The sequence below is a fragment of the Salinirubrum litoreum genome (assembly GCF_020567425.1).
Taxonomy (GTDB): domain Archaea; phylum Halobacteriota; class Halobacteria; order Halobacteriales; family Haloferacaceae; genus Salinirubrum; species Salinirubrum litoreum.
Genome location: NZ_JAJCVJ010000005.1, coordinates 39,138 through 61,914, shown reverse-complemented (window position 1 = coordinate 61,914; position 22,777 = coordinate 39,138). Strand labels below are relative to the sequence as shown.

Annotated in this window: 29 protein-coding genes and 2 pseudogenes; 5 read left to right on the top strand and 26 right to left on the bottom strand. The window is 58.2% G+C overall.

Annotated features, from left to right (window positions below; all coding sequences use genetic code 11):
* Positions 1–42 precede the first annotated feature (42 nt).
* The 10 genes from LI337_RS19685 to LI337_RS19640 all read right to left on the bottom strand — a co-directional run bounded on the left by LI337_RS19685 (position 43) and on the right by LI337_RS19640 (position 7,372).
* Complete coding sequence (locus tag LI337_RS19685; protein ID WP_227231664.1) at positions 43–873, bottom strand: hypothetical protein; 831 nt, start codon at positions 871–873, stop codon at positions 43–45.
* Between the two features lie 106 nt (positions 874–979).
* Positions 980–1,906: an ImmA/IrrE family metallo-endopeptidase gene (locus tag LI337_RS19680; RefSeq protein ID WP_227231640.1), complete on the bottom strand. Its 927-nt coding sequence runs from the start codon at positions 1,904–1,906 to the stop codon at positions 980–982.
* A gap of 87 nt (positions 1,907–1,993) precedes the next feature.
* Positions 1,994–2,341, bottom strand: coding sequence for a DUF8013 domain-containing protein (locus tag LI337_RS19675; protein WP_227231639.1), 348 nt, complete (start codon positions 2,339–2,341; stop codon positions 1,994–1,996).
* A 71-nt stretch (positions 2,342–2,412) separates the two neighbouring features.
* Positions 2,413–3,414 carry a DUF6610 family protein gene (locus tag LI337_RS19670; protein WP_227231638.1) on the bottom strand — a complete coding sequence of 334 codons (1,002 nt, stop codon included), beginning with the start codon at positions 3,412–3,414 and terminating at the stop codon, positions 2,413–2,415.
* Positions 3,415–3,591: 177 nt separating this feature from the next.
* Positions 3,592–4,011, bottom strand: coding sequence for a hypothetical protein (locus LI337_RS19665; RefSeq protein ID WP_227231637.1), 420 nt, complete (start codon positions 4,009–4,011; stop codon positions 3,592–3,594).
* Between the two features lie 82 nt (positions 4,012–4,093).
* Positions 4,094–5,509, bottom strand: a complete 1,416-nt coding sequence (locus tag LI337_RS19660) for an ATP-binding protein (RefSeq protein ID WP_227231636.1) — start codon at positions 5,507–5,509, stop codon at positions 4,094–4,096.
* A gap of 153 nt (positions 5,510–5,662) precedes the next feature.
* Entirely contained in the window at positions 5,663–5,884 is a 222-nt protein-coding gene (locus LI337_RS19655) for a DUF8129 domain-containing protein (protein WP_227231635.1), read from the bottom strand.
* An 85-nt stretch (positions 5,885–5,969) separates the two neighbouring features.
* Positions 5,970–6,629, bottom strand: coding sequence for a helix-turn-helix domain-containing protein (locus LI337_RS19650; protein WP_227231634.1), 660 nt, complete (start codon positions 6,627–6,629; stop codon positions 5,970–5,972).
* Between the two features lie 40 nt (positions 6,630–6,669).
* Complete coding sequence (locus LI337_RS19645) at positions 6,670–6,948, bottom strand: DUF7389 domain-containing protein (RefSeq protein WP_227231633.1); 279 nt, start codon at positions 6,946–6,948, stop codon at positions 6,670–6,672.
* Between the two features lie 19 nt (positions 6,949–6,967).
* Positions 6,968–7,372 (bottom strand): DUF6166 domain-containing protein, encoded by a 405-nt coding sequence (locus tag LI337_RS19640; protein ID WP_227231632.1) that lies wholly within the window; start codon positions 7,370–7,372, stop codon positions 6,968–6,970.
* A gap of 122 nt (positions 7,373–7,494) precedes the next feature.
* Between LI337_RS19640 and LI337_RS19635 the strand changes: the two genes are divergently transcribed.
* Positions 7,495–8,859, top strand: a complete 1,365-nt coding sequence (locus LI337_RS19635; RefSeq protein ID WP_227231631.1) for a restriction endonuclease — start codon at positions 7,495–7,497, stop codon at positions 8,857–8,859.
* A gap of 13 nt (positions 8,860–8,872) precedes the next feature.
* Here LI337_RS19635 and LI337_RS19630 read toward each other — a convergent pair.
* Positions 8,873–9,444 (bottom strand): annotated as a pseudogene (locus LI337_RS19630) (hypothetical protein).
* A gap of 207 nt (positions 9,445–9,651) precedes the next feature.
* On the opposite strand from LI337_RS19630, the gene LI337_RS19625 reads away from it, so the two are divergent.
* The gene (locus LI337_RS19625; protein WP_227231629.1) at positions 9,652–10,515 is read left to right on the top strand and encodes a hypothetical protein; all 864 of its coding nucleotides are present in this window, start codon (positions 9,652–9,654) and stop codon (positions 10,513–10,515) included.
* Between the two features lie 22 nt (positions 10,516–10,537).
* Here the strand turns inward: LI337_RS19625 and LI337_RS19620 are convergent, their stop codons facing one another.
* The 4 genes from LI337_RS19620 to LI337_RS19605 all read right to left on the bottom strand — a co-directional run bounded on the left by LI337_RS19620 (position 10,538) and on the right by LI337_RS19605 (position 12,388).
* Positions 10,538–10,933 (bottom strand): DUF7567 family protein, encoded by a 396-nt coding sequence (locus LI337_RS19620; RefSeq protein ID WP_227231628.1) that lies wholly within the window; start codon positions 10,931–10,933, stop codon positions 10,538–10,540.
* Between the two features lie 69 nt (positions 10,934–11,002).
* Complete coding sequence (locus LI337_RS19615; RefSeq protein ID WP_227231627.1) at positions 11,003–11,368, bottom strand: DUF7568 family protein; 366 nt, start codon at positions 11,366–11,368, stop codon at positions 11,003–11,005.
* Between the two features lie 3 nt (positions 11,369–11,371).
* On the bottom strand, positions 11,372–11,863 hold the full coding sequence (locus tag LI337_RS19610) for a DUF7995 family protein (protein ID WP_227231663.1): 492 nt from the start codon (positions 11,861–11,863) through the stop codon (positions 11,372–11,374).
* Between the two features lie 108 nt (positions 11,864–11,971).
* Positions 11,972–12,388 carry a DUF8025 family protein gene (locus tag LI337_RS19605; RefSeq protein WP_227231626.1) on the bottom strand — a complete coding sequence of 139 codons (417 nt, stop codon included), beginning with the start codon at positions 12,386–12,388 and terminating at the stop codon, positions 11,972–11,974.
* Positions 12,389–12,794: 406 nt separating this feature from the next.
* On the opposite strand from LI337_RS19605, the gene LI337_RS19600 reads away from it, so the two are divergent.
* Positions 12,795–13,142: a helix-turn-helix domain-containing protein gene (locus LI337_RS19600; protein WP_227231625.1), complete on the top strand. Its 348-nt coding sequence runs from the start codon at positions 12,795–12,797 to the stop codon at positions 13,140–13,142.
* Positions 13,143–13,307: 165 nt separating this feature from the next.
* Here LI337_RS19600 and LI337_RS19595 read toward each other — a convergent pair whose 3' ends face one another.
* The 4 genes and pseudogenes from LI337_RS19595 to LI337_RS20380 form a co-directional block, all read right to left on the bottom strand.
* Positions 13,308–13,970: a DUF6735 family protein gene (locus tag LI337_RS19595; protein WP_227231624.1), complete on the bottom strand. Its 663-nt coding sequence runs from the start codon at positions 13,968–13,970 to the stop codon at positions 13,308–13,310.
* A gap of 69 nt (positions 13,971–14,039) precedes the next feature.
* Positions 14,040–14,420, bottom strand: a complete 381-nt coding sequence (locus LI337_RS19590; protein ID WP_227231623.1) for a hypothetical protein — start codon at positions 14,418–14,420, stop codon at positions 14,040–14,042.
* Between the two features lie 87 nt (positions 14,421–14,507).
* Positions 14,508–14,696 carry a DUF8012 family protein gene (locus tag LI337_RS19585; protein WP_050048121.1) on the bottom strand — a complete coding sequence of 63 codons (189 nt, stop codon included), beginning with the start codon at positions 14,694–14,696 and terminating at the stop codon, positions 14,508–14,510.
* 50 nt (positions 14,697–14,746) lie between these two features.
* Positions 14,747–14,897, bottom strand: a pseudogene (locus LI337_RS20380) (biosurfactant protein 1); the annotation flags it as partial.
* 136 nt (positions 14,898–15,033) lie between these two features.
* Here LI337_RS20380 and LI337_RS19580 point away from each other — a divergent pair.
* Positions 15,034–15,585, top strand: coding sequence for a DUF7342 family protein (locus LI337_RS19580; RefSeq protein WP_227231662.1), 552 nt, complete (start codon positions 15,034–15,036; stop codon positions 15,583–15,585).
* Between the two features lie 17 nt (positions 15,586–15,602).
* Positions 15,603–16,091 carry a hypothetical protein gene (locus LI337_RS20265; protein WP_345777782.1) on the top strand — a complete coding sequence of 163 codons (489 nt, stop codon included), beginning with the start codon at positions 15,603–15,605 and terminating at the stop codon, positions 16,089–16,091.
* Between the two features lie 250 nt (positions 16,092–16,341).
* Here the strand turns inward: LI337_RS20265 and LI337_RS19570 are convergent, their stop codons facing one another.
* The 7 genes from LI337_RS19570 to LI337_RS19540 all read right to left on the bottom strand — a co-directional run bounded on the left by LI337_RS19570 (position 16,342) and on the right by LI337_RS19540 (position 22,635).
* Complete coding sequence (locus tag LI337_RS19570) at positions 16,342–17,211, bottom strand: biosurfactant protein 1 (protein ID WP_227231621.1); 870 nt, start codon at positions 17,209–17,211, stop codon at positions 16,342–16,344.
* Positions 17,212–17,474: 263 nt separating this feature from the next.
* Positions 17,475–18,395: a transcription initiation factor IIB gene (locus tag LI337_RS19565; protein WP_227231620.1), complete on the bottom strand. Its 921-nt coding sequence runs from the start codon at positions 18,393–18,395 to the stop codon at positions 17,475–17,477.
* A 92-nt stretch (positions 18,396–18,487) separates the two neighbouring features.
* Entirely contained in the window at positions 18,488–19,351 is an 864-nt protein-coding gene (locus tag LI337_RS19560) for a hypothetical protein (RefSeq protein WP_227231619.1), read from the bottom strand.
* The gene (locus LI337_RS19555; protein WP_227231618.1) at positions 19,344–20,189 is read right to left on the bottom strand and encodes a hypothetical protein; all 846 of its coding nucleotides are present in this window, start codon (positions 20,187–20,189) and stop codon (positions 19,344–19,346) included. The genes LI337_RS19560 and LI337_RS19555 overlap by 8 nt, the downstream gene beginning before the upstream one ends.
* Positions 20,182–21,000 (bottom strand): hypothetical protein, encoded by an 819-nt coding sequence (locus LI337_RS19550; RefSeq protein ID WP_227231617.1) that lies wholly within the window; start codon positions 20,998–21,000, stop codon positions 20,182–20,184. The genes LI337_RS19555 and LI337_RS19550 overlap by 8 nt, the downstream gene beginning before the upstream one ends.
* Positions 20,993–21,829: a hypothetical protein gene (locus LI337_RS19545; RefSeq protein ID WP_227231616.1), complete on the bottom strand. Its 837-nt coding sequence runs from the start codon at positions 21,827–21,829 to the stop codon at positions 20,993–20,995. The genes LI337_RS19550 and LI337_RS19545 overlap by 8 nt, the downstream gene beginning before the upstream one ends.
* Positions 21,826–22,635, bottom strand: a complete 810-nt coding sequence (locus tag LI337_RS19540; protein WP_227231615.1) for a hypothetical protein — start codon at positions 22,633–22,635, stop codon at positions 21,826–21,828. Before LI337_RS19540 ends, LI337_RS19545 begins: the two co-directional genes overlap by 4 nt.
* Positions 22,636–22,777: the final 142 nt, after the last annotated feature.

The window sequence follows — 22,777 nt, the reverse complement described above, 5'->3', positions numbered from 1 at the left end:
TCCGAATCACCCAACATTAGCCAGGATCGATGGAACCGTTGGTTAAGAACGAACATCCAGCTCAGTAGGGAGCCGGCCGTCTGGTCGTGGAACTCGTCCCTGTTTGATCTCGTAGTCGACCCGGCGCATATGCTTGCAGCCGCCCTCGGGAGTCCGTTGTTGCCAGTCTGGACAGGTACACGACTTGCCGATGATATCGACGTCGTAGCGGTTCCCGGACGCGGACGCTACCTCGTACCGGCCGCCTTTCGCGAGCAGCGAGACGTTCATCGGTTCGTCGACAGCGCGTCTGGTTCGTGGCTCGAGAGCATCCTGTTGTGTCGCCTGCTCGGCAACGACCATCCGATCGCGGATATCGCCAGTCTGCCCACCGTCCGGAGCGACGGCACCGTCAGCGTGCTGAAGACGCTCTTGCAGAAGCTCTTCGACAGGATGATCGTCCGGCCAGAGATAATGGACTTCACGCCGCTCACAATGGTCGTAGGACCCACAGACGGCAGCATTCCCGTCCCAGACGCGCCATGCACCGAGGGCGGCCATTACATCGATGATGACTCGGGGGATCATTGTGCGGTCGTCTGGGTAGAACAGCCGAAATCGCGTACACTCCTCCCGTGGTGAGACCGTCTCCCACCACTCAACGTCGGAACCCCAGCTGTCGAACATCGATTTGTCCCGTCCATACCCGACCGTCACGCCGTCGACCTGCGGGAATCGTTCGGCTACCGCTTCCGACTGCCCTTCGAGAAGCCGGAGAACAGCATACTGGAGATACTCGTGTGTAGGGGACTCCGTGGATTGAGCGACCTGGTCGTAATTTTTAGCGACATGCTCCGCCTCTGTCAAAACAGCCGTGAGGTACCGATCAGACATGGTTCTGTGGAGGGTGGAATGCGCCTCCGCCCCCTCGCGGGCGCTGAAAAACTTAACCAACGGTCAGCGGATTCACGTATCGTATGTTGGTTAAACAGCCGAGAATTTAGTTCTCGAGGACCTTGATGATCTCTTCTGCTGTTCGACTGATTCGGCCGAGCCGATCGCGAACGACTTCGGGATCGTCCGATTCCCACGCCGCGAGGTAGAACGCCGAGCCACTCGTATCGAGCTCGCAGTACCGCCCGACCACGTACGCGACGGCTTCGGCCTCGACCTCGCGCTTCGAGCGCTCGGTATCGTCGTCGACGTCGAAGTGGAGTAAGGCGTGTGCGTACTCGTGAATCAGCGTCCGGGCGAGATCCGCATTGTTCTCGCGGTCGCGAGCCTCGACAAGGGGCTTGACGTCGACGAGACTCACCCGCTCACAGACACCTTTTGCCTCTCCATGCGACCATTCCTCCTCGGGGATAATTCGAACCGTCACCCCAAGGTCATCATCGGCGGCAGTCAACTGGGTGACGAGACCGTCGGCGTCGCCGGTCGCTTCTGTATCAAGTTCCGGAAGCGGCTCACCGTCGGTCTGGTCGATGTCGAACACCGGTGCGGGTCTGAACCCAACGAGCCCCTTCGACCACTCTTCAGGCGGAGTCTCGTCGTAGTCACAGTCACTACTCTCGTGGTAGCTCGGCGAGTTCTCGCACTCTGGGCATTGTTTCGTAATGATTGGTGCCCAGATCCAGATCGCGCTTTCCCCCTCCTGGACGTGCCGGTCAAAGTCTTCTTGCCATGTCCGATACCCCGCCACGCGGGTCGCCTCGGGACACTGGCGCTTGATCAGGAGCGTATTTCGGTAGGAATAGTCATGGAAACGGCTCTGGACATCGAGCCACTCCTGGAACTCCGTGCTGGATTGCGCCTCGTCGACGCCGGCGACGAGGTCGTTGATCCACTGTTCGATGGTGCTGTTCATCTCGTCCGATCGCGTGTCGGTCTCGTCGAAGGAGACCGACGAGTCGCTGGTCGTAGCCATAATTTCACTGAATCGAGTTCACCGCGACCGCGTCAGTTTAGAACGCGCCGCACCCCTCTGGGGCGCACAAACAACCTCCCCTGAGTGTCACCGGAGTTCGTGTGGTTCGTCCGCGAACCCGACTGTAACGAGGTACTCGAGATACTCGTCGAACCGCTCTACGTCGCTGGGCGTGTCTGTCGCGAGGTGCCGTGCCCACTCGATGGCCCACTGGAATGCGGGGTCGGTGCCACCCTTTCCGTGGATATACCACCAGCGGGCCGCTTTCAGCACAACGAGCGGATTCGTCGGCGGGTGCTCGCTTGCTAGCCCACAGGTGATCGATTGGATCTCCTCGGGAACGTCTGCTGGATCTACCTCGGACGTCTGGGTGCTCGGTAGGTTGATTGGAATCTGATCGATTGAGACGTCACTCGGGTTCTGTTTTTGACTCATGTAGAATCACTCTCTTGTACGCTCTCTTTCGAGCCCTCACCCCTTCCGGGGGCGAAAAAACGACTCGCTGCTCAAGCTGGCGGGAAGTAGACGCTTTGTTCGCCGACTAGCTCTTCGAGCTGGTTCCGATGCCGATGCGTGAAGTAGCAGTCGTAGCTACAGTACCCACAGATGTCTCCCGTATCGTACTCTGCTACGTAGGGCCCTCGTTCAGTCGTCCAAACGTTCACATCGCACTCAGTACACGCCGCACTCTCGATATCACTCGGTGACGGACCGCGATACTCGAACTCGACACCATCTTCCTTCGTTGTCGATTCGGGCCAAACGCCTCGTGCCTGCCAGAACTCCCGGACCTTTGCGAGACTGCACCGGACGGTTTTTCGGATCGTCATGTGCTCGGCGTCGCGACCGCTGTCGTCCCACCCACTAGCCGTCCAGAACTCGCCGAACTGTGCGCCACGGTGAAGCCCATTCCAGTCGATGCCGACGATATCTGCGGGTGGGTCACCCGTCAGCGTGGGACGGGTGAGCTGCTTAATGACGTCCAGTTGTTTCGGCGGACTCCCTCCGAGTATATGGACGCGACGACCACGCCAATCGCTCGGTTCTGAAAACTCGTGAGCGAGCCGGTCGGCGTATCCACGGGAGTACCCGACGACGAGGTCATCAGGGATCGCGCGAATCGCGGCACGGCATTTGGGGACGATGACGAGATCCGATTCTGGGTAGCTTCCTTGAATCTCGCGAGCAGCAGCGACGTATCGGTCTACTTCTTCGACTCCGTAGGCATCACCAATCACTCCGACCTGAGGCTCATATTCGAAAAAGTGTTCGACGTACCGATCAAGGTCTGGGTTTCGAAAATCGTTATCGAGCATCCCGACTGGCAACTCTAACGCTTTGAATTGTTGCTGTTGGTAGGTACAGTCTTCCCGAAACCCGGTGAGAAAACCGAGTCCGAGAGCGTCAAATGCAAACGGAACTCGATGAAGAAACGCCACGTGGTCTGCCTGCCGAGCAGCCGCAATTTCGCTGGCTGCGTTGCTGGTCGTCCTCGCTGTGAGTGCCATGATGAATCAACGCGGGAACTCGCCCCGCACCCCTCCTGGGGGAGAAAAACTGCGACCGGCGGCTAATCGTTAACCAACACCGATTGCTGTTGTACGGTTCCTGTTGGTTAATCGGGCTGGTTCCCTGTGGGGGCTGCTACGTTGTCGGCTCAGCAGGGATACCTCGCAGATCTCAGTTCAGTACGGGTGGTAGCTCGGAGCGATATCCCCGGTTAGTACGCTGCTCTCGAAGGCGTCGCTTTCGCTGCCCTCGAGGTCGATGATTCGATAGACTGCATCACCGCTCCAGTTACACTGATCGCTCGAACATACCGCGCTTGCTAGGGCTCCGTTCTCTGTATCCAGATGGACGCTTTGGAGATCGAGTGGCTCGCTACAGAGTGGGCACGTCGCCGGAACTTGCGCATATCGGTAGCCCGTACTGATGTCGATGTCGTCTTGCTCAGCGTCGATGCCACGAAGCCCTTCGACGAGATGGCCGACTCGTGAACGGAACTCGGTGAGAAGCGCGTTGCGGGCTTGCTGGTCGACGGGGAGCTCGGCGCTATCGAGAGTGATCGTTATTCGATACGCTGTCGTCTCGTTGGTTTCTTTCATTTGGTTCGCCTCTGGGGGTACGTTTGATTCCCCCGCACCCCTTTGGGGGAGAAAAACTTTCCCCAGCTGTTACCTTCCGGCGTTAATGGGTGGTTCCACTCTCGAGAATGGCAACGATATCGGAGAGATCGAATAGCCGGAGATCATCACGCTCGTCTGCAGCTTCCTCGACGGAGCGTTTGAACCCGGAGCGGCTGAACAAGGCGAATTCATACGTCGGCTCGCCACCTCCGGTGGGTGTCCAATCGATTTGCTCCACGTCGTCTTCGAGGTCCGCGAGCACGTCATAGCCGAGGGGGGTGTTGGTAAATTTCGCTTCGCCAGCGATCAGCGTTGACTCGTCAGTTGGTGCGACGACATCTACTTCCTGGCCCTTGTACCACCACTGGCTTGGCACCTGTGTGAGCTGGTAGTCTGCATAGAGCGCCGGCACCGCCTGGTGACAGAGCGATTCGAACGTTTCGCTGACGAAGTCGGGCAATTCCGGTTCGATGAGATCCGCGTAGGCGTTCTCGCCGTAGAGTTCGTACTGTCCTCCGCGGCCGTAGAGATACCGGAAGTAAAACCGGAATACGGGATCTCGAATCTTGTATCGAGTCCGCTTGCTGCGCGCCGGATCGGCGAGTGCCGGATGATGTTTCTCGATGATCTGGAGGGTTTCCAGCCGGTCGAAGTAGTACGACGTGTTGGTGCTCTCGATGCCGGCTCCCTGAGCGATCTCGTTTCGACTGCGGTTCCCGCTGGCCATCGACTCTAGAACCGAAAAATACGTGTTCACCTCGTTGAGTTCCATCTGGAGGACGGTTTCGGGCTCGTCGTGGAGTGGACCATCCGGGTCGCACAGCAGCCGCGTGATGTTCTCTCCGAGGCTCTGTGATGGATCGAGCGGGCTGAGATATCGGGGTGTGCCGCCGAAGACGCCATAGACGAACACCCGTTCTTCGGGATCGTACGTCGGCACGAACTCTTGGATGGAGCGAAACGGCAGCTGGGCGAGTTCGAGGCGGCCATTCGGTGTCTGGGACACCCGTCCGTAGAGTGGCGCACCGCCATCGAGGACGTGGGTATGGATCATGCCGATTGCAGAGCCTGTGAGGACGAGCGTCGCCTGACTCTCGTCGATAGCTGTATCCCACAGATGTTGAATGACCGAGGGAAGTCCCTCGTTCGATTCGATGAGGTACGGAAATTCGTCGATGACGATGACGGCGTCTCTGTCGGTGAGGTACGTTAAGAGCGGTTCCCACTCCTCTTTGACGGCCGTGATGTCGGGATAGGTCGACGCTGCTGCCTCGACGAATCGCCTGAGCTGTGTCGTCGCTGTCCCTTGGACTGCCTGATAGTACACGGCATCGTCGCGGTCGGCAATCGATTGGCGGACGAGTTCGCTCTTGCCGATCTGGCGGCGCCCATAAATGATTGCGAGTTCTGCAGTGCCACTCTCATAGAGGGTCTGCAACCGATCGAGTTCATCGATACGATTGACGAACTGGTCCATACCTCCCGGTCGTAGCGGGAGGTACATATGTGCTCCGAAGTTAGGAACCAGACTATAATAGTCTGAACTATAATATTCCAAACCCTAATACGGTGGGTCAATCATTCGATCCTTCATCTACTAAGGCTCCGACAGACATCCCCGAATGTTCCGTTAGTCGTCCTGTGAGCGGATTTCGCTGGCCCGCTGTTCAAGCCGGCGGAGGATTTGGACGCGCCCCTGATTCGCGTTCTCGTAGGCGACGCAGGCTCGGAGCGTCTCCATGTCGTGAATCGTCGCAATACCAGCGTTGATGAGTCGGGTATTTGGTGGTTCGAGACGCTGTTCCGGTGTGAGACCGTCTGATTCGACGGATAGATTCGACGAGTCGCTCATTTTTGTTCGCCTCCGCTCTCTCAAGGCGACAAAAACAGCTGCCAGGCCATACCTGGTCGAAGAAATTCCTAATCAGAACTCCAAGTCAGCTGGGACGGTAGTTCGCGTCAGTGTCGACGCTGTCGTACATGCGGCCGAGCATGTCGAGTGCTGACTGGAAGTGCGCGTAGTGCTCGTTTGCGAACGCTACGGTTTCTTGGAGGGAGATAACGGGCCGTCCGTCGACCATCTCTGCCTCGATCTGTGGCCGCGGTTTGAGTACCACCTGAATCGCACTATTGAGGTCGGCAGCGGGCAGGCGTTCTTCCGCAGTCGGGATTCCGAATCGATCGAAGAACGCCGTCCAGGCGTCGAGTTCGGATTTGTGGACCGCGATGAACAGCGGATAGTCCTCTGGGCCGCGAGCGACCTGGTAGCCACCGCGGGTCCAGACGTAGACCGCATCGATGCCAGTGTATGCATACTCCATCCCCGCGAACTGCGGGAGGACATACGCCTCCGTTATGGATGGCGGCGAGATGTTTGCTGACGCCGTCAGGAACTCGAGACCGGCGTCTCGGAGCGTCTGATCGACAAGCTGGAGGCCATCATCGTACGCGACGTATCCCGCCTCTTCGAGGCGGTTCACGACGCGACGTATCGTCTCGCGGTTCTCGTCGATCTTTCGCGCGACGCCTGAGATGGAATCGCCCGGGTCAAGCGCGAGGAGGACCTTGAGTTCCTTCTCACCGCACACTTCGTACATCCTGTGGTTACACAATTCTGTGCAATAGTCAAAAGAAGTACTATTCGTGTGGGTCGCCTGGCTGGATCTGGCGAGTGTCCTCAGCGAGGTCGTGGATATACTCGCGGAGGGTTTCCATATCCTCGCGGGCGTCTTCGAGCGTCTTGCCCTTCACTTTGGCCGTGATCTTGTCTTGATCGCGGGTTCCAGTACCGCGAGTGAGTTTGACGGTGAGCGAGACGCCGATATCGCTTCGCTCGACGTACTCGGTTGATGCCTGACGCTCACGGTTCTGCGGCGATTCTGCGCCCGTACGAGGCTGCTGGGTGTGTTCTGACATTGTTTCCTCTCTGTGATCGTTAGTTGACGGACCGTGCGACTGGCTCGTCGACTATCTCACGAAGGGCTGCATCTATATCGCGGCCGGTGAGTCGCCAGCAGCCGTCGGGTCCTGTACACTCTAGCTGGCTCACCACTTCGGTCTTGAACGCCTTGTACTCCCCAAGTGCCACCTCCTCATCGTCAGTGTAATCGAGCAGAAGGGCGAGTGCGAGTTGGGCCGGACCGCTGCCACTATATCCCCATTCGAAGCCCGAAGGACTGTGATTCACCAACTCCAGACTTTGCTCTGGCGTGAGCTGTTCTTGGTCCGATTGCTTCTCGACGATGGCGCGGCCTCGACGACGGTAACCGACGTAGATGACGTCGGGATCTGCCGAGGTCCGTGACTGTACGTGTGAGCGTGGGTTGCTGATTCCACTCATAGGTTGGTTCGCGGGAGGCTCGTTCGGTCACCCCCGCACCCCTCTCGGGGGTTCAAAAACAGGACGTAGCTGTGTTCGGCAACGTATTTGACAGTTGCAACGTACTGTCCAGGTATATCCGGATGGCTGTACTGGACGATCTCTCAGGGTTCGAGTTCGAGGACGTGATGGAGGACGTGTTCCGCAACCTCGGCTACGAGAACGTCCGTCAGGCCGAGCGAACCGCCGACGAGGGGCGGGACGTCATCATGGAGGAAGTCGTCGACGGCACCCGGCGCGCGATCATCGTGGAGTGCAAGCACACCGGGACGGTGGGGCGGCCGGTCGTCCAGAAGCTCCACTCGGCGATCGCGACGTTCGACTTCGACGGCCCGAAACGCGGCATGGTCGTGACGACCGGCCGGTTCACGAACCCTGCTCAGGAGTACGCCCAGCGTCTCCAGCAGAACGATGATCCCCATCCCATCGAGCTGCTCGACGGCGAGAGCCTCCGGGAGATCGCCGACGAGATCGGTCTCGATCTCTACAACGGCCGCATCGAGATCCTCTGTGACGAGACACTACGGCCGTACGACCCGGCCGCCGACGTCGACGCGGCCGTCGCGGAGGCGTTCCGCGACATCGAGAACATTGAGGCCACTGACCTCCCAGAACCACATTCGGCGGTGACGTTCCGCCCGGTGGTCGCGGTCACCGCCGACACGAACGCTGTCTTCGAGACGTCGGTGGGCGTCATCCACCGGATCAACGACCGGACTCGATTCGTCGCCCGCGCCGAACGCGGGCAGCCGCAGGTCGTCGACGAGGACGTCGCGACGTTGGTCACGGAGAACCTCCACGCGACGGTCGATCTCGACACCGAGCAATTCGCGGAGGTGTTCGACGACGTTGAGGAGAACCGGTTCGGCCAGACGCAGACCGAGTACAAAGAGTGGGCCGTCGAGCGGCTCCAGCAGCACCACACGACGACGGTCACCTACACCGGCGACAACAACGTCACCTACAACAAGACCTGCGAGCCGAACCGCTCGGATATCTCGGTCCAGTCGATCGAACCGGTGTACCTTCCCGAGGTTCGACAGACGACGGAACTCCAGGAGTACACCTACCCCTACGAGTACTACGCGGCAGGGCCGTCCAGAGTAACAGACGAGGACGGCATCCATCGGTGCGTCCACTGTGACACGAGCGGCGTCGATGGGACGTACACCTACTGTCCGAACTGCGGGGCCATCGCCTGCAACAGCCACACCAAAACGGAACGGTTGGAAGGCGAGCCGGTTTGTACTGGTTGTGCGGTCACCAAACGGTTCGCGCTGAAGACGAAGTACTTCTACGACGAGGACAACCTCGAGGCGTTCCGCGAGGAATACGCCGCAATGCCACTCCACGAGAAGGCGATGGAGAACAAGTTGCTCGCTGGAGGGTGTGTGGTCGCGACGCTGCTGCTCGTCGTCGGCCTGCTCGCCATCGGCGGCATCATTTAGACCGGTCGCGTTCTCACGTCGGCTTAGCGACCAGCTCTTCGAGCACGTGCTCTACGGGCCGTGGAACTGCCAGCTGGCCCGCTCGAAGGCGTCCTCGGTCGGACCATCCCACCGGGGGAACGCGGAATGACCACTCACCTTGACGGTCCACTCGGAGGGGTCCTCGAACGGGTTCCGGGTCGGGAGTTCAACGACGTAGAGGTACTCTTCGTCGCCGTGGATGCCGTCGGCTGGGTTCTCGACGCCGTGTCCGAGCAGGAACATCGGCTGGTCGAGGTGCTCCATATTGTCCGGGTCGAGGAGATCTGAGGGTTGGTCAGCGTGGATGCTCCGATCACGCCCTTCGTCCACGTAGAGGGTCATCGTCGAGAGCGTGTCGAGGAACAGGAACTGGGCAGCGGCGTATGCAGGCCCGCGCTCTGTCCGTGTCTCGTCGAGCAACTCCTTCAGCTGGACAAGGTCACGGAGGACGCTGTCAGGATAGCCGTCCGAGTGTCGGTAGATTTGTGCGATGCGGTCGGTTTCGGCCTGTTCGTCTGCGGACTCGCTCCGTTGGATGAATCGGAGTTGACTTCGTGTCGACATCGATCACCGCCGGCGCGTGTGCGCCGGCACCCATCGCCGGCGCAGAAACAACTTCTCCTGAATCGAGTGAGGTCTCTGGGATCTCGACGAATGGCTGTCACTGGACAACTTAAACCCGGTTAAAAACGGATTCCGAAATTCGCAAGAAGGCGGTCGGGTGGGGTCCTTGCTCGGAAACTGATGCTGTTCCAGCCCAAAGGTATGCGTATGTCATCGGAGTCTGAGAGGAGCTCACCGCTCCCCGATCCGGATGAGATTGCCAGGCGGGCCGAACGACAGCGTCGTCTGTACGAGGAGGCCGCCGAGAATCCGGGCCGGGTGGTGCCAGCGATGTTCATCGAAGACTGCGCCCGGTGCGAAACGCTCGCCGACAAGCGGCGTCGTGAGGGCTTCTATAAACACTTCTATCGGACACTCCCTGACCGAGAGACAGCGGAGCTATCCAGCGACGATCTCCCCGAGGAGATTCAGTCTGCTGCGCCCGTCCATCGTGCAATCGATGATACGACTCTCGAGGACGAAAGCGCGGACGTGGCCTCCGTTTCGGAGCTATGGGAGCAGATCGGTACGGGTGAACACCCGGGCAAGCTGTGTCAAGCTCCGCTGGTCCACTATATCGACCGTGAGGGCTGCTATATCCACGCAGAACCAACGCGGGTCGGCTTCAGCTATGGTCTCCCCGTATTCGTGTACAAACGCCGGCAATCGGACAACCACTACGGAGTCTTCTTCTCCAGTGAGAAGGCGTATCTGTGGCTCTGTGGGTGGATTCTTCACGCAAACGGATTCTTCGACCCGAACGAGTTCATCCCATCACTCTACTTCTTGAAGGCCTCGAACCCATCCACAGTTGCCCCTGAGCTGGTGTCGAAAACAGAAGATCTCGTGTTTCGTAACGGATTCCCCGGCGTAGACGCGCCCGAAATCACAGACCTGCCGGACGGGGTCAATCTGTACCAATTCCCGTACAGCAAGGACACGTATGCGGATCTGTTTGCTCGGTGGCGCCGTCTCTACTTCGACGAGCGAACGCCTCGTGGATGCGGGTCCTGCGACGTATGTCGGACGTAAATTCACCGCCCTAACGCGTGCTCTACGCTAGGTGCGACACCTCTGATGGTTCTTCGACGTCGTCGAACTCGCCGTGCTCGACAGGCTCCCAGTCCTCATCCGGTTCTGGACTCCACCAGTCGACCTCGTAGGCGCCCGGTGCGCCGAGGATCTTCACGCGCGCCGACCCATCAGGCAGGTCGCGGCGCAGTTTCTCGTCGACGTGGAGGTTCCAGGTCGTGGTGGTATCGAAGCAGGCGAGCACGGCCTCCTCGTAGCCACGTGTCTCTCGGGATTCCTGGAGTTCGACTTGGGTGTTGCAGTTCTTGCAGAATACCCCCTCGAAGGGGATGTGAGTGAAGACTTCCTGCCCGCAGACGGGGCACCAGAGGAACTCGAACAGCGCCTTACTGTGTCGGTCAAGTACTTCGAGACTCATTGGTTGACTAACCCGGTTGTCCCGGGCCACCACCTCGTGCCCGGCGGAAAAACAGCGTCCAGCACTCACTCACCGTTCGGCGCCGTAGACGATGCGTGAGGGGGCTTCGTACCCACAGTCGGGGCAGTCGTACCACCGCTGGACTTTCGCCCCGTCTGCCGCCTTCTCGCCGACGCGAACGTCGTTGTTCGGACACTCCGGGCAGCTGAGGTCCGGAGCCGGCCGCTCCCGGAGTTCGTCAAGGAACGCCGTCGCGTCTTTCGTCTCGTAGCCGCGCGACCAGATCGGGTAACCGTCGACGAGGATCGCCCCACGCCATTTGTACCGGTAGGAGTCCGGGGCTCGATGCAGGACGGCTCGCGCACCGGTCTCGGTGTTCCGATACGCAAGCGTCGGCGAGCGGCTCTCGCGTCGCCAATTGGTGATGCGGGGCATTGTTCAGAAGTGGACGTCAGCGGGCACGATCCAGAGCTCCTCACTCTCCTCGAGGAGTCGGTCCAGCTGTCCACGGTGGCGAATGCCGGTTCCGTGTTCGGTGTACAGGAAGATTGTCGGGCCATCGTACGCACCGACCTTGTGGAAGGCGTGCCGGGCGAGGTTCTCGTCGCGCATGATCTCCTCGGCGGAGAGTTCCTCGATGGCTTCCTTCACCCGCTCGAGGTTGCGCTCGAACTCTTCCTTCGTTGCCTCCCAGCCACGCTCGAGGAGATCCTGGCCGTCGTCGGAGTCGACCGGGGCTGCAGTCGGCAACTCTCCCCATCGCGCCTTCCCCGCAACGGACGTGTCCTCCTCGTCGAACGTGACGTAGTAGTCGAAGACGGCGCCGGCGTGTGGGTCCGCGCCGACCAAACGGTCGAACACCGACTTTCCGGTAGCCAGCGCGTCGTCGTACGTCGATTCCTCTACCAGTGCGTAAATCACCATATGCATCTTTAACACCTCGAAACGCCGACGCACCGGAGATCGTTGCTCGCTCTCCCCGACTGCGCCGGCACCCATCGCCGGCGCTCGAAAAACGCTCCTCGTGACGGCGGATTTTCAGGCGTCGTCCGCTCGTTCGACAGTGAGGGTCAGGTCGCCCGATTCGTAGTCGGCCACGAAGTCGACGGTGAACGCCTCCGACTCGTAGGCGGCGTGGTAGGCGCGGTGCCGTTCGAGCGAGCCAGTCGCCTTGAAGTGGAAGAATGCGGCCGCAGTGTAGGGCTTGCTCTGTGTTTCGATCTGCGACTCGACGGATGCGGGGAGCGCGATCTGGGGCGTCTCCGTGTCGATGCTCGCAGCGAACTCCTTCGCTTCCTTGACGGTTGCTTGCGAATGTGCTGGTGTCTCGCCGGTGAGGACGTTCACCGGGGTTTCTATCTCGTCGGCGAACAGGACGTCTTTGAAGGTGTGTGTTCCGAGGATCGCCTCGGGATCCAATTCGCAGTCGTGAAACGGATCGTCGTCTGAGGTCATCGAATCACGAGCCTATGGCGGGGCTCACCCATTCCGACCCCTGAAAAACAGGACCTGCCACGAAGCAGATCGAACAAGGGGGCTTTGTTGGAGCCTCCAGAACTTGCCAGATGTCGCGTGCTGAATAGAGAGGGTGTATGCAGCACCAGTCGTGGGATGATTTCACGGCGTGACCCGTGATATAGCCGGTATTGAGGGTGGCGAATGGTTTGTAGTGGTGGCACCAGCCTTATGTGTGTGCATCACGATTCTTAATCCACGGAGTACGCCATACACTGTGCGCTCGTCCTTCGAACGGGCCGCTTGAAACGGGGTCACCGTCGGCGTCGCATCCCAATTCTCTTCGCGTGATGGTCACGCGGGTCGCATCACACGATGCCCTATTCCGCAACAGCAGCGCCCAGCAATGACCAAAACACGCGATGGCCAGAGCCATACCGGAAGTTCACTGAGTGAGCAGTTCGACATCCTCAGTAGCCCGTATCGCCGTCGGATTCTCGTCGCGGTTGCGAACCGGAACCCGCGAGACGAAGACGAGCTTCGGTCGGAGGGGATCGCAGATGACGACGAGAACCTCGACGTGTTCGAACAGAAACTGTACCACAACCATCTGCCGAAACTCGACGCAGCCGGCTTCATCGACTGGAATCGGGAGACCGGGACGATTACCCGTGGCCCTCGGTTCGACGAGATACGACCCCTAATCAAACTGATGACCGAGCATCAAGACGAGTTACCAGCCGGCTGGCCGTGAACACGAGCCGGTCAGTACCTGCTCTCAGTTGGCCTATCGACTCACGCTCTGTATCGAACGATTCCGGTCGGCTTGTTTTCGGCCACCCGCTGGTGACCGAGACGCGCCCTGTATTTAGCACGGCCTCAGAATACCCTCAGATAATGGTCAATTTTACAGGGCCAACTAGGAGTGGTTCAGGCTCGCCTTCTCGAAGGGTGACTCTCCGGTCGGAATGAGCAGCTCCTGTCGGTCTCCAACTCGCTCGGCCAGCTTCCGTTTCAGGTACTGTCTCGCCGTCGACGGCGTGAAGACGCCCTTGTCGAGCATATCGCCGACGACGTCTTTGAGGGCCGCGAACTGTCCCTGCAGGTGGCCGTCGCCGACCGGCTCGCCGTCGTACCAGCGCACCGTCGCGAGCGCGCCGTTCCCGACCGTCTCTCCCTGTTCGACCGTCTCCGAGTCGTACTGGAGCCCGAACCACAGCGTCCGATACGCGGTCACCTCGAACGTCGTCGACACCACGAAGAACGCCTCGTGGTGGAGGTAGTCGAGATGGTCAGCGACGATCTCGTCGAGGGTGAGCCCGGTGGCGCGGGGCTTCGGCTCGACGACCGTCGACGGTCGATCCTCGTCAGCGAGGTAGCCGTCGACGGCTTCTGCCTCGAGGCCATCGGCAAGCTCTGCGAGGAGCTGTTTCGCCCACTTGGTGTCGGTGTCGTCGCCACCGAATGGCGACTCAGCCGAGATTCGGTGCTTGAGCTTCAGGTTGGCTGCGCCCCAATGGCTGTAGTGGAGCGTGTACTGTCCGTCTGTGCGTTCGTACGCAACGAGTGCGCGGTGTCCCATTTGAACACTCACCTCGCAGGGCGACCCACGACTGGATCGCCCCGCACCCCTCCCGGGGGATGAACAACGCTACTCGCCGATCGGCTCGGGGGAACTGAGGTCCGCGTGGAGGACTTCGCCGTCGCGAACGACGTACCGGCTCGCCAGCACTGGGAAGCGACACTTAGTGAACCCCGCTGTCTGAATGTCGAGTTCCTCGTCAGCTTCGAGGTGGTCGGCAAGTTCTCGCAAGAATTCGTGGGTCACGATGCCGCCCTCGTAGTCAGGGAGGCCATTCTCCCGCGCCTCGTACACTTCAAAGTCGTCGTAGCCCCAGATCATGAGTTCGCCTTCGTCGGTGACCTCCCAGCTGAGCGTTCCGAAGCAGTAGCTCTCACAGAGTTCGCGAACTGCCTGTGGGTCCGATACGATCGCGCCGGTTGACGTCGTCGCAGCTTGCAGTGTCGCCATGTCTGGACTCGCGGGGAAGCCCCGCACCCCTCTTCGGGGGCGATAAACCGACACTGGAGGTGCCCCTGGCGTCGACGGCGACGCTGATCAGTCATCTGTTGGGGCGTCTGGTCCGCTCCCGTCCTCTGGTCGCGTGAGTAGGCTCACTTCTTCCAGGAGGTCTCTTGCAGTCTCGACTCGCTCTCGATCCGCGTCGTCCAACTGGTCGACATCGAGCCGGCTGAGATTGCTGAGCACACAATGCATCCGGTAGCCTTGTTCGACTTGCTGATTCATCGGAAGCGCCTCACCACTCGCCGGCGCAGAAAGACTCCTTACGAGACTGTCGTCGGCGCATCAGCGTCGCCACCAGTGCTCGTCGCACCGCGTTGGCGCCAGGAGGTCACTCTCACACCCGTCGTCCAGCATCGTGTCCGGGATGTGGGATGCCTCGCCGGTAGGCCGTAGTTCCGCAAAGTCAGAATATCGGTCGTACATCGGTTGGCTCATAACTTCTATCGGTATCGCATTTCAACGTCCGGACGCCTTCACTCGCATCTCACTCTTGATTATGCGAGACAGTACAAACATATATGAGAGCGGGGCGCGAACACTTTCCCAAGAGGTGCCAACCATGACCGAATCCCTGCGAGATGGGGTCCAATCGTGGACTGAGTCGATGAGCGCCCGCGACCGCATTCGGGCGGTCGCCGAGTCACTTCGCGAACCCCGCTCAGTTAACTGGATCAGCGAGCAGGCCGACGCCGCCTGGAGCACGACCAACGAGGAACTTCAGGATCTCGTCGACCAGGGCCAGTTGCGTCGCGTCGAGGCCGGCGAGACCACGCGCTACCAGCCGGACTACACGCGACTGCTCTTCGAGGAGATCCGCACGCTCATCGAGGAAAACACCCGCGAGGAGCTGCGGAGTGAATTGGCCGCGATCACCGAGGAGATCGAGGAGTGGAAGGCGACCTACGACGTCGAGACGTGGGAAGAACTCGAACAGTCGCTCGCCGACGGCGACCTCGCAAGTGCGGAGCTCCGGGACCGCCGCGACGTCATCGCGTTCTGGCGTGAGAACGAGGAGGATCGCCGCCTCATCAAGCACGCACTGGAACTCTACTCCGACGTCGAAGCTGCCCGCGAGCAGATGACCGACGTGGCTGACCGCGCCACGAGCTAACCCTCCTCTCTCACAGAATGATCTTTCTTGCCGGTCGCGACCGCTATACACAGCGGACCCTCCTCCGCGACGTTCACGACCGATTGACGAACCAGCCAGGGTGTGAAGAGGTCCGCTATCGCCCGTCTCGACGCCGACCCCGCTACGTCATCGCGGATGTCGATCCGACGACGTTCCTGAGTGACTCTTACGATGCGGCGACAGCACGACTGGAGATTCGCTTCTGGTACCCCGCCGGCGTCGACCACGAATACTACCGCATAAACTGGGTCGAACCGGACCGAAATCTGATGCTCGGATTCCACCAAGATGCCGACCATCCGGACCTTGGGCCCTGTCATATCCAACTCAATCACGAAGACACGCCGGTTGATCGGCACAAGGCGACGTTTCTCGATGCCCATCCACTCGCCGTCCTCGATGACCGACTACAACAGTTCCCGCCCGCGCTAGATGCGATTCACTGGAAGAATGGAGCGCCCTCGCTCCCGACCTGGCCCGTCTAGACTGCGAGTTCATCGAGCCTCTGGTGATGCGTCCGTGCCGTGGTCGGCGTGACGTTCCGGACTCGTCGATGTCACGGTGCGTTACCCACTACCCCTGTTCGTGCCCCGATTTGTGGAGGCAAGCCGCTGCGAACCCTGCCGAATGAACGCCCGCCGTGACTGACGTCGGAATTGAGGATACTCACCGTATTAACCAACAGAAGCCATCTCTATCGGAGACCGTTGGTTAATCTACGGGATTTCTCCTGCCCTATTCGGGAGCAGGCCCGTAGCGACCTGTGCCACACACCTGGCACTCCCAGATTGGTTGGCCCGTCCAGGTCTCGTCAGGGAGCGACTCGCGTGTCCTGAACCGATGTTCTGTTTCTCTCGTACAGTGCTGGCACTCGAGGGCTGTCACGGTCGGAATTCCGGCTCCGGCACTGGTGGACTCCGTTTCGTGGGGTACTGTTTCAACAGCGATTGCTGGGACGATCCACAGCTGATCGCTGTCGTCGAGCGTGTGCTCGAGTGACGACTCAGCACGGATTCCCTGGCCACGCTCATCATAGACGCGTGGAATCTCCGTCTGAGAACGATCGCTCGTCTCGTCCCACGCTGTCCGCTCACGGGCCGCTGTTAGCAACGTGTCGCCAGCCGCTGCGGTCACCTCGGCAGCAGCGGGGAGCGTAGGCCAGCGCTCGGTTAGCTGGGGTGCGGGCACCTCGTCGAGATCGTAGATGAGCGTACAGTTGTCAATGGGCTCGTCGTGACCTGACGTGAGAAGTGTCGCTGCAGCTGCCCCTTTCGCGACAGCACCATAGAACGTCCCGGATTCGACGAGGAAGTGGATCACACCACGGAGTGATTGCTCGGAACTCGCAGCATCCGACGCTGAGGCGGCGTCGAGTTCGTGTTCGAGACAGAACCGGCATTTTCGTTGCGACGCCGGGATCGATGCGCCACAGGAGACACAGGCTCGGTCTGTGTCGGTTGTTCCATCCGGATACCCACCCGAATGCGAGGCTTCACGCTGGCGGCTTGGCTGGCCGTCTGCTGGCTGATCCAGCGCTGGGTCCGGCACCAGAGCGCCCTCCCCGACAGGTTGGAACGCCTCTCGGTCTGAGTTGTGGTCAGTCATCGATTCGCTCCGCGTTTCCCCCGGTTTGGTATTTAAACTCAAGGGTGAGAAAACGCGGGAACGGATTCGGTGACGACGGGATAAATCTGGTCGCCTGAGACCGAGTCAGTCTCGGAGCTCAGCGACCGCTCGACCGACCTCGCGAACGTGCTCACTCCGCTCGATATCGAGTTCTGTCGACAGATACTCGACAGTCTCTTCGAGGTCCATACTTCTTGGTAGACTCCCTGCCTGTATGTAGGTATTCCTCTACCGAAGGCGTCTCAGATCGCTTGGAGTTCGTCTCGCCGGCTTCGGAGCGTCACGACTGACACCTCTGCTGCCGACGCGACGGTAGATTGGGTAATCAACGCGCCCTGCTCCTGGGCGGCCAGATAGACGCAGGCGGCCGCGACGCCCGATGGCTGACAGCCGTTCGTGAGGGCTGTCCCCTCGGCGCATTCTGCGAGTTCGTTCGCGCGTCGGCGAATGTCGTGGTCTAACTCCAGCTCCGAGATCAGCCGCGGAACGAACGACGTCGGGCGCATTGGTGGTGCTGGGAGCTCTAATTCGCGATTCAGTGTTCGGTAGGCGTTGGTGACACGAGTGGACTCGACTCTGGCGGCGTCGACGACATCCTCGAGGAGGAGCGGGTGTTGGTTACATCGGCAGGTACCGTAGATGCTCGCTGCACCGATGGCTTCGATGGATCTGCCACGAAGCAGATCCTCGCTCTGAGCGCTCCGGAAGAGCTGACAGGCTTGGTCACGAATCGACTCGGAGAGTTCGAGCGTACTCGCCAGCCGGCGTACCTCGCCCAACCCGTGTGCGAGATTCCGTTCCGCTTTGGACCGCCACCGGCCACGGGTCTGTTCGCGCCGCATCCGGGCCAGCCGCCGGCGTTTCTGACCAGAGAGTTCGTTCCCGTGTGCATCGGTTCCGCGGCCCATCTCCGTTGAGAGACCCCGATCGTGACGGGCTGCAGTCAGTGGTGCGCCTGTTCGCTCGCGCTCGTCCGCATCGTACGCTCGCCACTCTGCCCCGTGATCGATACGTTGTTCCTCGATAACGAGGCCACAGTCCTCGCAGATCGTTTCGACCGCGTTCGTAGTGACGTGTCCGTCGCACTCGGGACACTGGTTTGCGTTCGACTCCGTTTGGACGTCTTCGTCGAAGCCAGTTTCGTAGATGTCTCTGGTTGCCATTGTTCTCACCAATTTCAGGACTCGCTTTGGCGACGAGCCCCTCACCTATTCAGGGGGGTAAGAAACCAACAATTCAGAGAGATTCCTCGAAATCAATCGTCTTGGAAATTGGTCAATTCAGAATCGGGTGAATCATCTTCTCCATTATCCTCTCTTTCCTCGGTGGAACTTTCCTCCGAATCCTCCTTGACGTCAGGACCGAACTCTTTCCAAACGTATTCACCGACGAGTGACAGCGCATAGCCATCATCCCCTCTGAAATAGGGGTGATACTGTCGATCCCTCATCTTTCCAAGAGCGTCACCGATATGCCTTCGGTCCCGATCCTCATCCTGGATTTCATCGGCAATCCCGCTCGGGCCCAGCAACTCAGCTGAGTCGAACAACACCTTCACGATCGGATATTGCCGGGTTCCATCGATGCTATCCCAGAGATTCGAGATACGTTCATCAGAGCTACTCGTGTGGCTGGCGACCGCCCGGATATTCCTTGATACGGCGAAGAGTGATTTATTATCTAATTCTGCACCTGGTAGACGGTATTCGTCTACTAAGATCTCTTCTCGTGCTTCGCCCAAGAGTTCGTGTGTGATTGCCTTGATTACGGATGTGTCGAGCCACTGGTCGCGTGCAACAAATTCTGAAGCGGTTCGTTCTACCAATTCCTGACGTATTTGCTCACGCCGCTTTTCGGTTTGATTGCGTTCTTCGATACGTCGTTTGAGGTTGTCCCGCTCCTCGACACCAATAGCATAGAGTTCATCATCTTCATCGAGGGATTCTAGTTCTCTGTTCCACTGCTCGACCTCTTCTTTTAGCTCCTCCAGATCCCGTTCATCTGATTCGGTGTCAGTTTCCTCGCCAACAATTAGGTCCAGATACTCCTCAGCGAGCTCTACAATATCCTCAGGTATTGCATCATCTTCTTTCGGGTGAGTCTGTTCTTCATCACTCATCGGAGTCACCCCCGTTACCTCCCAAATCGTTCAAACTTGCTTGCCCATCGTCACTGTCATCCCCTCCGTCTCCCTTTTCAGCGAGGCTTTCAGCAGACCCTGCATAGTGATGGGCGAAATATTTACCAGAGGTTGAAAGTCCGAATTCACCGTTGCCTGCCCGGTAGTATGGAACGAGGTCGTCCCAATTATAGAGAGGTCGTTCTAACCAATTTTTGGCATCTTTGCGATCTGCATCTTCGCTGAGGTTGGGGAGTACGTCATCAGGAGATGCAGTCCCCTCACGGGAGACAACTAAGAACGGTTTATGATACTTCGAGTCTGTAAGTCGATCCCAACGCTCGCTAACGGTATCTGTCTCCCCCAGGCGGTCTTCTACGAGCAGTAGGAATGTGTGCTCCATGTCCAACTGTGCGAGATCCTCAATTTCGTCCAGATCCCCCGGACCTTCGATTCGGGTCTGGTCCAGAATCAGGTGATCATCCTTCTCTGCATACATTGCGTGTGTTAGACCTTCTAAAACGGTCGTAGAAAGCCATTCTCGATTAAATTCAAGCCTGTCTTTGGCTGCCTTGAGTAGCTGAGTTCGAAGCTCGTCTACTTGCTGGGCCGACTCATTCAGATCATCTAGTTCGGCCTCAATATCCTCGATCTTCTGGTCTACACGCTGGACGATTCTGCTATCTTCGCCATGCTGTGAGACGTACTTTTCACGACGGTCTTGTAATTCCTCTTTGGTATCTTCTAATTCGTTACGTCGCTCTTCATCGATTTCTTGATCTATGGCCTCCAAATACTCCTTAGCGAGTGATTCCGGCTCCTGGCGATCCTCACTCATCGGAGCCACCCCCGTTATCGAGCTCATCTAAGCTGGATTGTTGATCCGTCTCTTCACTATCATGGCTACTCTCATCATCCTCTACATCATCCAACCCACGCGTTTGCCACGCGACTTCGCCAAGGAGAGAGAGTCTCCAATCCCCGTCTTCCCGGTAGTAAGGATAATATTCTGCAGAGTTGAGAACGTAACGGAGGTTGGCACCAGGATTATCAGTTCCGCCGTCGCCCAGCTGGGCGCTGATATCCCCACTACTGACTAATTCCTTCTCCTCAGCAAGGACTTTTGTAATGGGAGAGCGCTTATCGGTACTCATCATCTCCCAAACCTCGTCGAGAGAGCCATTCGATACGACGATTTCCTCAGCGACAGCATGGACATTTTTGGCCACCGTCACCATCTCACGTTTTGAAAGCTCATCCGCATCATTGGGTAACGAATAATCGCCAATCAGGATTCGATCCCGTTGCTGCCCGACGATTGCGTGCGTAAGAGCGGAAATCACCGTCTCATTCATCCAGTCTCCTTGAGGAGCGAATTCTGAGCTTGCACGCGTCAAAAGCTCGTCACGGAGCTCCGAACGCCGCTCATCTTGTTCAGAGATTTCATCGTACTTTTCTTGGTAGCTGTCTCGTTCCTCGACTGCCATCTCGTACATCGGCGTTCCTTCCTCGAACTCTTCGACCTGCTCTCGCCAGTACTCGAGATTTTCTTCTATCTCTGACTCGTCGTCAATGGTATCATCGCTGTCGTGGCTTTCGAGATAAGCCTTAGCTAGTTCCACGATTCCCTCAGGGAGATCATCAGTCATCATCATCACCTCCCTGCTCAGCGGTATTTTGTCCGAGAGTTGCCTGACTCTCGCCCTCCTGTTGAGCGCTTTCCTCGACATCTTCAGGAATCTCGGCGTATCTCTGCGCGAGGTGTCTTCCTGCTGTAGATAGCTGGTAGACCCCGTCTTCACGGAAATACGGATTAATTTGAAGCCTGGTGGCGTTTCTCAAACGATTACTGATGGTTTCACGGTCAACCTCATCGTCGTCCACACGCTCGACGACCTCGTCGGGAGTTGCTCGACCGAGCTGAGCGACGATCTCGAATGGTTCTTCCTTGGTGGTATCCGCTATCGATCCCCAGACTTCTTCGATCTCGTTCGTTCTCTCAAGTTTGTCCAGAGCGAGCTTGCGAACCACATCGATAATATCGAATCGAGTGATATCGTCGAGATCATCGACGTCATCTGGACCGGAAATTTCGATCTCCTCTATAACTAATGCGGAGTCATGCTCACCGATGAGGGCCAGATTCAACGCCTCGATGACATCCGGATCCAACCATTCCTCTGTAAGCATGAATCCCGTGGCTTCCTCTAGAATTTGCTCCTTGAGTTCCTCTGGGATGCGCTGTGCTTCCTCAAGTTCAGCAATTCGTTCCTCAGTCTCACTGATTCGGTCGGATAACTGCTGCGTTGCTGGGTCTGACTCTGCATAATCGTTCTCGAATCGTTCGTACCGTTCTTGAAGCTCTGTTAGATGCGCCTTTGCTTCCTCGAGATCCTCCGGATTTGTTTCCTGCTCCTGTGCAGAGAGATATTCCTCAGCAAGAGCCTCGATAGATCTCTCGGACGCGTTTTCGCTCATGCTTCCACCCCCTCAGGCAGATCCTCCGGAGACCCATGCTGCTCGATATAGGCCTCTATGACCCGTCGACCCATGTCACTTAGTGAGAACTCAGAGTCGGACTTCTTCAGATACGGATCGTTGTCTAAGACGTAGTAAAGAGTTCCCCGGAGATCCCCGGAGTCGACTCCAATTCGTTCCTCAATCTCTTTTTTACTGAGTGGGTTATCCGATTTGTAGAGGACGTATAGTGTCTTCACTATTTTTTCATCGCGACTGTTGATATCGTCGACATACTGTTCCACATCGACCATCATATTGGCTTTAGACCGAAGTTCCTGAATACGGCTCATGGCCTGATCCATTGCCCCATCAACATCGGCTGTTTCGACGCGGATTGCGTCTGTCTCAATTATGACCCCCTCCTTGCTGAGATCTTCCTCTAACACGGACTCAATCGCATCAATAACCTCCTGTGGGATCTCGTCAGAGTAGGGGAAAACGACTTCCTCATCCTCTACGTCGATTGTTTCATTCAACGGGAATTGGACATCAACTAGAAGCTCTTGGAGTTCCTCTCGTGTGGTTTCTAAGGTCTCCTCAAGCTCAGAGAGGTCTTGCCGAAGCTCGTCGATCTCCTGGGTTTTGGTAGACTGTTGCTCGCCTCCTCCGACGTCGGAGAAGAACTCACGAGCTTTCTTTTCTGTCTCCTCTGAACCCTCTCCGAACATCTCACTCTGGAGATCTCGAAGCTTGTTCTGTTTTTCTTGCTTAGTCTCTTGCAGGTCGATGTACTTCCTTGCCTTCTCGATGAGGTTGTCCTGCATATGCCACTTTATTATGCCCTGATACTAATAATTATGCCCTTCGTCTTATGCGTATGCTCCAACTCTATCTGCCTGCCCTATTTGTATAATGCCTGACCCCCGTCCTATCTGCAGCAGCATAATACGCTATATGACCTTGCTA